We start from the raw sequence: 10,052 nt of genomic DNA, 5'->3' as shown, positions 1-10,052 counted from the left end.
AAAACGGCCAATGCATCAATCATCTCCAACAGGATTTCAACCAAAAGGCTCCTAATCTTGTCTGGGTTAGTGATTTTACATACATCAAAACAGCCGGTAAATGGTACTATCTTTGCATTGTAATGGACCTTTTTTCCCGCAAAATCATCTCCTAGAATATCTCAGGAAAACCAGATGTTGATCTGGTCATGACAGCGTTCAAAAAAGCTTATAAAAAACGAAACGCACCATTAGGTCTCATGTTCATTCTGACAGAGGAACACAATATACTGCATTTGCATTCCGGCAGTTATTGGATTCTCTGAATGTTGTACAGTCATTTTCCAAGAAAGGATATCCTTTCGATAATGCCTGCTGTGAATGTTTCTTCAAGTACCTCAAAAAAGAAGAAGTTAACCGTAAAACATATCATTCTCTGCAGGAACTCCGGTTATCTGTATTCGAATACATCGAAGGATTCTATAATGCCAAGAGACCGCATAGTTCTCTCGGAATGATGACACCAAATGAAAAAGAAGAATGGTACTGGGCACAGCACTAAGCAGCTGTACTCGGCACTTTTCTTTATAAATTGTGTCCACTTTATTGACTATAGTCCACTTCTTATCATCGGATTTCAATACCACCTGTTTCATGTTATATTTCATGTGTAGTTTTGTTCATATACCAATATACAATTTGCTTCGTATCATAAACTATTGTTATATAGAACATCAACAGAAAAAGGACAAAATTTCACAGAAGTATATGGCTAAATTCCATGGGTATTTTTCGAATATTATTTTTCTTCTGTAAATAATATAAAAACACTCTATCTTAATCTATATTTATCATTTTATCACATATCTTGACAAAAAAGCAAAAAACTTTATACAATTGTTGGTGTCTGTTTTTAACTTTGAAACAACCACCAACCTTTTTCTCCATCATCATACATTTAATAATATTCTGGAAGCATTTCCTCAACTGTAATTCCAGATTTAAATACGACCTCTATCTTCCTTGTATTCACCACCTTGATATTCTGAATCAGCTGGCGCACCAGCTTATCATCATATTCTGTCAGTACACAGTCTATTTTGTCCAGAAAGCCCTTGATATCTTCCATCTTTCTGCTTTTCTCGCCTATGCAGGCTGCTTTGATCTGCTCCATTTCCAACGCTTCTATCTGTGCTGTAATCGCCTGACAGCGTTCCTCAAAGGCAGTTTTATCCCCGTTCTTCTGGGCTTGCTGCTGTATCAGCTCTGCCATTGCTTTTTGCAGTTTTTTCTTTTCTTTGGCATATTCGGAATCCTCTGTACCATGCGTCAGTGCTGTAACTACATTTTTTCTGAGTGTCTGGACGAATTCATCTTTGTTTTCAAGAACCTGATTGATGGCGTGCAACACAGCTCTATGTAATACGCTTTCCTCTATGGTGGGGGAATCCTTGCAGTATCTTGTCCCATTTCTCAGTCTGTTTTCACATCTCCATACGGCTTTCTTTTCCCCATACTTAGACCAGATTTGTCTGCGGTACTCACATCCGCACTCTTTGCAAATGGTAATCTTGGATAAGGCGTATTTTCCGCTATGCTTGCCTTTTGCTTCTTTTTCCTGTTTGCTTGATTTCTTATAAATATTTGCACGCTGGTGCAGTTCTTCCTGAACTTTATAGAATACCTCTCTTGGAATAATTGCTTCATGAGCATTTTCCACATAGTATTTTTGAAGTTCTCCTTGATTCTCTTTTCGTGCTTTGGTCAGATAATCTGTTGTGAAGGTCTTTTGTGCCATGGCATCACCGATGTACTTCTCGTTAATCAGGATAGTACGGATTGAATTCACATTCCATTGGGTGTTGCCCCTGATTGTTTTGATACCTTTTTCTTTCAGTAATCGGGCAATACCGTTTAGGCTTTCCCCCTCCAAATATTTCCCGTAAATCAATCGTACCACTTCTGCTTCTTCTGGAATGATATACATCTGTCCATCTGTGCCTTTGCCATATCCAAACATTCTTCTGACCAGCATCTCTCCTTTTTCATATTTTCGTTTTAAGCCCCATTTCACGTTTTCACTGATATTTCGACTTTCTTCCTGTGCCTGGCTGCTGAGTATAGTGATCAGCAGTTCCCCTGTGGATTCCAGTGTATTGATATGCTCTTTCTCGAAGTAGATAGCGATATTTCGTTCTTTCAGCTTTCTGATGCAAGACAGGCAGTCTACTGTATTTCTAGCAAATCGACTGATGGATTTTGTCAGAATCAGGTCGATATCTCCGTTCTTTTGCAGGCATCTTTCCATCATGGCATTGAAGTTATCCCTTTTTTTCATATCCGTTCCAGAGATACCGTCATCGGCATAAATCCCTGCTAACTGCCAACTGGGGTTTTCTGTAATTAGCTTGGTAAAGTATGCCACTTGTGCTTCATAGCTGGTTTCCTGGTCTTCTTGTGCGGTACTGACTCTGCAGTATGCGGCAACATGGATTCGTTTTACTTCCTGTTTCTTCGCTGTATGGATATTGATCTTCGGCGGAATGACTTGGATTTTTCGTTCATATGTAATACTCATAATACGCCCCCTTTCTTTATCATAGTGTTTCCGTCATCGCTGCTCCGTTTTTCAGTGTGAATATCACTCTGCCATCTTTGTATATGGTAATGGCTTCAATGATGGCATCGAATAAATCTTTATCGAATGTTTTTTCTTCCGGCTGCTCTTTGTGCTGCTGAATCAAGTCCTCTATTTTCTTTGTGTAGTATGCTGCTCCACCATCACCTGCAGTTTCGTATAGCAAGGATGCTCTTTTGTAGATCAGCTTCAACAATTCATCTATGTTATGGTCGCTGTCATTTTTCAGAAGCTTTATTTCATGCTCTGCTGCCTGTATGCGGATATTTCTTTTGCTTCCGTACACAGTGATTTTCCGAATCTGTTCTGGATGTTTTTCTAAATTCCCTACTGTCTGCACAAACAGTTCCTTGACCTGCTCTTCCTGTATATGCTGATTTCTACAGGTGACTCTTCCCTTTACCAGACGTTTGCTGCAGTCCCATCTCCACAACTCTCCATGCTTGTAGCAGTGATACACACTGCCGCATTCTCCGCATTTCATTTTATTTCCCAGTAGAAACTGCTCTTTATTGTAGATATAGGGCTGTTCCTTGCCTATGGCTTTGCGTCGTTCTTTTTTCCTTTGCTGTACGGCTTCAAACAATTCCTGATCAATGATTTGTGGAAAGTTCTCGTTTCCCAGATACCTTCTATCACTAAGCATATCGCTGAGTCTAACTCGGTTGATTTCCAGTTCTTCAATATGGTCTTTTAATCTGGATACTGGAACACCGCTGTTATATACACTGAAAATTTCCTGCACTATTCGGCTTTGTTCTGGTGCTATCTGTAAGATACCTTCTGTGAACCGATATCCGTAAACTGTCACTTTTCTGTTCATACTTTTTCCCTTCTTTCTGTCAGCTGTAACCCATTTTTTAGCTGGAAGACCAGCTCATTTGGATTTACAATAATCTGCTTTACGATTGCTTGGAATAATGTTTTATCGTATGATTCCAGATACTGCGGTCCTTTTTTGAGTTGTTTGACCAGTTCTTTGGTTTGTTTCAGTTCTTTTCTCTGTCTGGATTTACGAAGACATTGTTCTTTTGCTCTCTGGTACTCTTTCAGATTTTTGCTGATGATATTTTGCTGTTCCATATAAAAAGCAGAGTCGATCATCTCCCCACTTGCCAAGTGGCTGAGAATCTCCCTCTGCTTTTTTTGTTCCTGTATTTGTTTGTCCAATCGTTCCAGCTGTTCCTGGATCATAGGCGTTTCCTGTAACTGCTCCAGTTCGTTCACTAATGGTACCAGTATCTCATCACAGTGATTTGACAACTTATTCCACATAGTTCTGAAGGCTTGCTCCAACTGACTTTCCTTGATAATATCATTTTCACACAAGTCTTTTGTTTGTATGCGTCTGGCACAGCTCCATGTAATATTGCTTTTGCCTGTTCTGTCTTTTTTCACTTGACGATTGTATGAAGAGCCGCAGATACCACAAATGACTTTCCCCTTAAACTCCGATACTTCTCCTGGCTGTTCTTCTTGATTTTCTTTTCTTCTGTTGGATTTTTGTTTCAACATTCTTTGAACAGCTTCGTATTCTTCATGGGTGACAATAGGTTCATGGTCATTTTCAATCAGCACCTGACGATACTCCCCATGGTTTTTTCTTCTGACGAATGGTACCGCATCTTCGCTGTATGTCTTTTGAAGAAGCAAGTCCCCTGTGTAAATACTGTTTTTCAGAATGGTATAAACTGTAACTGGTATCCAATTTTTCTTGCCTGTTCGGGTAGGGATTTTCTGGGCATTCAGGCTTTTGGCAATGAGCCATACCCCTTTTCCATCTAAATATTCATCAAAGATATATCTCACAACAACTGCTCGTTTTTGATCCAGCTCCAGCAATCCATTTTCATTGGTATAGTAGCCGTATGCTGGATTGGGCAGTATATAGGTACCATTCAGAAACCTCTTTTGTATGCTCCATTTCTGGTTTGAGGAAATGCTCTCTGATTCTGCCTGTGCTACAGACGAATAGATGGAGAGAAGCAATTCGCTTTTTTCTGAGAGTGTATAGATTCTTTCTTTTTCAAAGTACACATCAATGTGCATTTCTTTCAGCTTTCTCACTACCTGTATACATTCCACTGTGTTTCTGGCGAATCTTGATATAGATTTCGTACAGATGATGTCAATCTCTCCTGCTTCACAGTCTTCCAGCATACGCATAAAATCCGTTCTGCCTTTTTCCTTGGTTCCGCTTTTACCATAGTCTGCATAAATGCCTGCGAAATTCCAGCCGGCTTTGCTGCGGATCATATTTTCATAATACTCCAGCTGGGATTCATAAGAGCCTTTCTGGTGCGGAATGTTGGTGCTGACTCTACAGTAGGCACAGACATTTTTCACCTTTTGTTGCTTCATTTCCGCATCTGCAGTATCTATCCGTTTTACTTCCATGGTATCCCTCCTTTTTTCAAGCAAAGGATACCTGCTTTTCAGTGACACATCTACTATTTTTTTCATAAAGTTTTGCTTCTGCCGGCTGGAATGTCTTCAGGTTCAAACTCTTAATCTGATTGTATTCTTCTTCGGTAATCAGATTTCGAAACAGCATTCTCGTCAACAACTCCTTAGAAAGTTGATATCTGATTTCATTTTGCATCTGATCTTTTGACATATAATTTCCCCCTTAATGACTATTTTCCTATTTATGACCTTTCATCAAAAAGCCACTCTTTCTCTGATGAAAAGTCACAAATGTGTGCCGCTTAATAGCGGCACACTGTTCTGACTTAAATTTGCCGTATTTGACACTACTTCCCCGACATTGGGCAGCAATATAAACTGTGCTTGGCTACACACATAGGCTTTTCACCTCCCCCGTCATGCGGGCTGCCGTCCTTGCGATGTCTGGGACTCGGCAGAAGTATCATTGTGGCTCTGTTTCGGTCATGGCATTTGATCCTTCCAAAAGATCATACCCATACAGCAAAATCGCTCGGATTATGTATTACAGACTAATGAACCTCTCTCAAGAATATGTTTATTTCACGTTCTGTTGTAACGAATCGTTGTGGCGCACTGCATGGTACTGCTTGTCCCTTTCGGGCGAAACAGAGTAATGTATTTATATTGCTGGGTATTCGGTTTTCAAGGTTCACAGAGGCAAATAAAAAAACCCCTCACTTATAAGCCGAAATGAGAAGGGGTTTTATAACCTTTTTTCAAAATAAATTTCACTTTTGTTGAAAATATTTAATTACAAATGTCATTTTCCATATATGTCTGTATCTTTTTGCGTAATTTATTTTTCGTTTGATTTACATAAGCCTGTGAAACTCCAATCTTTCGTGCAATTTCCGTTTCTGTAAAACCCAAAAGAAAAAGCTGTAGAATACCATGTTTATCATAGTTTTCTACAGCTTGCATCGCTTTTTGACATATTAATTTTTCAATTACAGTGTCTTCGACATTTACAGTTTTGTCTCTTATATATTCGATTCCATTCAAATCTTCTGTGTCCCAGGCATCATAATGCAACAATCCATTCTTTTGGTCTCTTTCTATTTGATAGCGCTCCTGCCTTTCCATTTGATGATAGATTGTAAAAACTTCTTTGCTGACTTCTACAGCTTCTTTGCTAACAAAATATTTTCGCTTTAATTCATTCATGTATATCCCTCCGATTCAAATTTGAACTTTGTAATCGGCAAATTTAAGTCAGAGGTTTGTAACAATGAACTAGGAAAAAAAGAAGAACCCTGAATTAAGTTCGCTCTTATACTCTTATACTCTTATAATGATAAAAATGTGTATATCATTTTATGTGAACATATATAAAAGCTAATCTTTATTTATAAACTATTTACCTATTCTTAGTGTCTTTATTAAAATCTCCTTTACAATTTATCATTCGTTTATCTCCGCTACTTAACTTCTATTCATACTCACTTTCTCAAAACTTTCATTCCACATAATATATAAAATCAACGATACTTCTATGTGAGTCTGGCAGTTCTCCTGGCTGAAATACTGTTTGTGTAGAATGATTTTGTATATCATAATAATACAGATCAAAATCTCCTTCATTATTACTTCCAAGAATATATATACCTTCACCATTATTCCGAGGATAAAAAGAGTACACTTCATGTATTCCAGGAATATCATAATCAGAAACTTCTTTGCTTTTAATATCTAATATTTTTAATTTTCTCGGCTCTAAAGACATCATTGACTGATCATAAGTCATTAAAATATGATTCTCATCAAACTGACGGCTAAGATATATCTCATAGTCTTCTGTATGATAAAGTTCTTCAAAATCCTTGAACTCTGGAGAAAAACTAATTATGCTTTTCGGTCTTATATGCGTTACACTTCTTACTCGATTTGTTCTCATTTCATCATCAGAATTTGTTATAGTTAAAAGTTTATCTGTTAAGGAATTATACGATAACGACGTATACCACGTATCATTGTCCGCAGCATCTAAATATGTAATTTCATATGTATCCATATCAAAAATAGCGGGTTTCATGACTGTAGAATACTGAGGCGCTACATTCAGATACATTTTGTCACTAACAACAAACATATCATTAAATATATTTTTCCCAAAAGTCACTTGTTTTATTTTATCAGTTTCAAAATCATATTCATACAAATTATCATAATTATATCCATACGGATCATCACTAAAAAAAACTTTTTCTCTTTTATGGTCATAGTATGCAACAGGATAGCCTGGATCTACAGGCAATTCTATAATTTCCTTCATTTTATTATCCGATACAGAATATTCGTATAAATCCAAAAGAATACCCTCTCTATCATTTTCTCCGTTCCTATAATTTAATGTAACAATTTGCAGATATTCCTTTTCTGTTTCATTTGAAATTTCTGTTGTTGGCGCTCCATATAATGTAGTACCAATGGCTATAATACTTCCAGTTAAAATCATTGCTTGTATGTTCATTTATACATACCTCCCAATATATGGAAAGCCGGTAATTATACCGGCTCTCTTTTGACTCTATATCCAATTCTTGATTACCAATTAGGAATATCCTGATCGGAGAAAAGCTTATGATAATATCTCACATTCGGAACAGAACGAACCCCTTCTTTACCTGCAAGTTCTTCTAAATTATTCAAACCCCAAATATCAATTACTGCATCAGGTAATCTACCTACATCTGCTTGATAATATGTAAATGCTTCGTCCGTATCAAGATTTCGAATTGCAACAGGTTGATCTCCCTTTCTAGAGTAGTCATAATCCATTTGTGTTGCAACATCACCATCTTTCAAAGGATTATTTCTATTTCCTTGCAATCCATCATAATAAGTAGCTCTACCAGTCCCTAAAATGCTTTTATCCTTAGGTTGATACACAAGTGTATTAACATAATCATCTCCCCAAGTTACAGTGGTAGCTCTCGCTTGTTTATTTGAAGTGCCTTTATGATCACTTTCCATATGCCCTGCATTTCCGTGCAATGTATACCCCTCTGGACAAAAATCGTCTACATAGTAAACATCATAAAGTTTCCCGTTTTCATCATAGATAACTTTCATTCCAGGAATGATTTCAATATCACTCTGCACAGCCTGTCTCCCATTTTTTACATCTTCCAATGCCTCACGGATGACCTGATTCTCTTCTTCAATGGCTTCCCGTTCTTCGACTGTTGCATCCGCAGGTATCTTTCTCATATAATCATCAATATTAAAATCGGTAATTTGATTTTTATCAGATAACTTGTTTGAATTTACATACCCGCCACTAACAACAGATGGATTACCTTCTTCATCATAAATGATAACTGAATTTGGCTGCATCAAACTAGGAACTTCTGATTCAGCTGCTAATGCTGTTACTGTCGTTCCAATAGACAACGTAGAAACTAATGCCAGTGCTGTGAATCTTTTTTTCATTATGTTACCTCCTTGCTGTTTCAATCGAATTTCCAAATGTCATCATATTATGTTAGAAAAACTGCTTTTTCTATTTTACAAAAAGAATTATTCTGATATAATTGATTCTATTTTGATACTAGTAACTAAACTTTGCATACAAATCTCTGGAAACTTCAAATTCAGTATAGCTTCTTATATACAACTGATATGTCACTACACCATCGCCCGCCAATGTAGCGAGTCTACCGCAAAAACAGTTTTGTCGCTCTAATAACAGCATCTTTTCACGTTTTAAGGTACATCTAAATATTTGTCATACACCTTTATCTTCTCAACTTCTTGTAAGACTAGGGGTTTAGAAAACACAATATATGTAGTTGCTTTTTTCTCTTGTTCATCATAAGACATTGTTTTATCGTCACATTCATTCCACAAATCATATGTTTCTCCATTTTTCATTACAACCTCAATATCTTTAATACCGGATGTAACTATATCTTCCGATTTCTCAAATTGATAAAAAATCGCAATAGAATCTGAATTAAGCACTACCTTTTCGACAAATGTTTCTATCTGAACTTCTTCTCCTGTTGATTTGTTCTGCCCTTTTATATTAATTCTTTCATTTAGCTGGAGTATCTTTTCATCTGTATTGATATCCACATTTGCATTTTCTTTTTTTCCATACAAATAGATAAAACACAAAGAACATATAACCAAAACAAACAACAATAATATAAAGCCTTTTTTTTTCATATTACTCCCCCATTTTCTTACTTAAAACCTGGATGACATCACCTTTCCATGTTGCTCCACAACCAGTACATTGCCGTCCTTCATAGTAAGTTGTAGTACAAGAACCATCCCTATGTTTTTCATGTACCTTAATAACAGCATCTTTTATTGTATGGATATGCTTTGGTTCGACCTCTGCATCAATATACTTAATTTCTGAGTTTATATAAATAATCTCATGTGTAATATCCTTACTTGAATCACCCATAAATACCTCAAATTTTCCTTCAGGTGTTTTAAATTGAAAATCCCCCAAAATGTCCTGTACATCCACTGGCACTATTTCTACTTCCGTTTTATCTGCATCTAAAACAGCAACATTTTCTGAAAACATCTGATTAATGGGTATATCTGCTGCTTTTGCAACCACATTACTGCAAGTCAGAGAAAATACTGCCAATGCCGAAACAAAAACCTTTCCATGTAAGCCATTTCTCTTTTTCTCTCCCATAATTTCTACAATCCTCCTTTTATAGTGTTTGACATTATTGCCGCTATAACATACACAATATAGATGACTTTTATTGCGTATATTTTCTAACTCCAATGACTTAATGATCAAAGCTGCATACTTTCTCTTTTGCCTTCCATCAAATCTTTCAGTTACTGCTTCATCACAAGCAATTTCCATCCAGGCAGAAAGATTATTTTTCAAGAAATAAAATAGCGGATTAAACCAATTAAGACAATTCAACACAATCATCAAAACTTTTCGTCCTACGTCATTTTGTGATGCATGATAACATTCATGACTCAATACAAACTCTATTTCTTCCTC

11 protein-coding genes are annotated in these 10,052 nt (G+C 36.7%); 2 read left to right on the top strand and 9 right to left on the bottom strand.

The window, feature by feature from the left end:
* The first annotated feature begins 14 nt into the window (after nt 1-14).
* Both BUB35_RS20175 and BUB35_RS16505 read left to right on the top strand, forming a co-directional pair.
* The gene (locus tag BUB35_RS20175; protein ID WP_334292973.1) at nt 15-155 is read left to right on the top strand and encodes a DDE-type integrase/transposase/recombinase; all 141 of its coding nucleotides are present in this window, start codon (nt 15-17) and stop codon (nt 153-155) included.
* Nucleotides 156-292: 137 nt separating this feature from the next.
* Nucleotides 293-541 carry an integrase core domain-containing protein gene (locus BUB35_RS16505; protein WP_072850206.1) on the top strand — a complete coding sequence of 83 codons (249 nt, stop codon included), beginning with the start codon at nt 293-295 and terminating at the stop codon, nt 539-541.
* Nucleotides 542-937: 396 nt separating this feature from the next.
* On the opposite strand, the gene BUB35_RS16500 is transcribed toward BUB35_RS16505, so the two are convergent.
* The 9 genes from BUB35_RS16500 to BUB35_RS16460 all read right to left on the bottom strand — a co-directional run.
* Nucleotides 938-2,557, bottom strand: coding sequence for a recombinase family protein (locus tag BUB35_RS16500; RefSeq protein ID WP_072853558.1), 1,620 nt, complete (start codon nt 2,555-2,557; stop codon nt 938-940).
* A 19-nt stretch (nt 2,558-2,576) separates the two neighbouring features.
* Nucleotides 2,577-3,440: a recombinase zinc beta ribbon domain-containing protein gene (locus tag BUB35_RS16495; RefSeq protein ID WP_072853556.1), complete on the bottom strand. Its 864-nt coding sequence runs from the start codon at nt 3,438-3,440 to the stop codon at nt 2,577-2,579.
* Nucleotides 3,437-5,014, bottom strand: a complete 1,578-nt coding sequence (locus tag BUB35_RS16490; RefSeq protein ID WP_072853554.1) for a recombinase family protein — start codon at nt 5,012-5,014, stop codon at nt 3,437-3,439. The genes BUB35_RS16495 and BUB35_RS16490 overlap by 4 nt, the downstream gene beginning before the upstream one ends.
* Nucleotides 5,015-5,030: 16 nt before the next feature.
* Nucleotides 5,031-5,234 (bottom strand): SHOCT domain-containing protein, encoded by a 204-nt coding sequence (locus tag BUB35_RS16485; protein WP_072853552.1) that lies wholly within the window; start codon nt 5,232-5,234, stop codon nt 5,031-5,033.
* A gap of 578 nt (nt 5,235-5,812) precedes the next feature.
* Nucleotides 5,813-6,229, bottom strand: a complete 417-nt coding sequence (locus BUB35_RS16480; RefSeq protein WP_072853550.1) for a sigma-70 family RNA polymerase sigma factor — start codon at nt 6,227-6,229, stop codon at nt 5,813-5,815.
* Between the two features lie 292 nt (nt 6,230-6,521).
* Complete coding sequence (locus tag BUB35_RS16475) at nt 6,522-7,535, bottom strand: hypothetical protein (RefSeq protein WP_072853548.1); 1,014 nt, start codon at nt 7,533-7,535, stop codon at nt 6,522-6,524.
* Nucleotides 7,536-7,609: 74 nt separating this feature from the next.
* Entirely contained in the window at nt 7,610-8,497 is an 888-nt protein-coding gene (locus tag BUB35_RS16470) for a hypothetical protein (RefSeq protein WP_072853546.1), read from the bottom strand.
* Nucleotides 8,498-8,770: 273 nt separating this feature from the next.
* The gene (locus BUB35_RS16465; RefSeq protein WP_072853545.1) at nt 8,771-9,235 is read right to left on the bottom strand and encodes a hypothetical protein; all 465 of its coding nucleotides are present in this window, start codon (nt 9,233-9,235) and stop codon (nt 8,771-8,773) included.
* Between the two features lies 1 nt (nt 9,236).
* On the bottom strand, nt 9,237-10,052 hold an 816-nt coding region (locus BUB35_RS16460; RefSeq protein ID WP_143185483.1), incomplete at its 5' end, for a M56 family metallopeptidase.

It is taken from the genome of Anaerotignum lactatifermentans DSM 14214 (genome assembly GCF_900142265.1).
Classification (GTDB): Bacteria; Bacillota; Clostridia; order Lachnospirales; family Anaerotignaceae; genus Anaerotignum; species Anaerotignum lactatifermentans.
The sequence above is the reverse complement of the archived record's forward strand: the minus strand, read 5'-3'. Positions and strand labels throughout refer to the sequence as shown.

Coding starts and splice junctions, on each gene's coding strand:
- BUB35_RS16495 (WP_072853556.1), bottom strand. CDS start 3,440: ATGAACAGAAAAGTGACAGTTTACGGATATCGGTTCACAGAAGGTATC.
- BUB35_RS16485 (WP_072853552.1), bottom strand. CDS start 5,234: ATGTCAAAAGATCAGATGCAAAATGAAATCAGATATCAACTTTCTAAG.
- BUB35_RS16490 (WP_072853554.1), bottom strand. CDS start 5,014: ATGGAAGTAAAACGGATAGATACTGCAGATGCGGAAATGAAGCAACAA.
- BUB35_RS16500 (WP_072853558.1), bottom strand. CDS start 2,557: ATGAGTATTACATATGAACGAAAAATCCAAGTCATTCCGCCGAAGATC.
- BUB35_RS16465 (WP_072853545.1), bottom strand. CDS start 9,235: ATGAAAAAAAAAGGCTTTATATTATTGTTGTTTGTTTTGGTTATATGT.
- BUB35_RS16475 (WP_072853548.1), bottom strand. CDS start 7,535: ATGAACATACAAGCAATGATTTTAACTGGAAGTATTATAGCCATTGGT.
- BUB35_RS16480 (WP_072853550.1), bottom strand. CDS start 6,229: ATGAATGAATTAAAGCGAAAATATTTTGTTAGCAAAGAAGCTGTAGAA.
- BUB35_RS16470 (WP_072853546.1), bottom strand. CDS start 8,497: ATGAAAAAAAGATTCACAGCACTGGCATTAGTTTCTACGTTGTCTATT.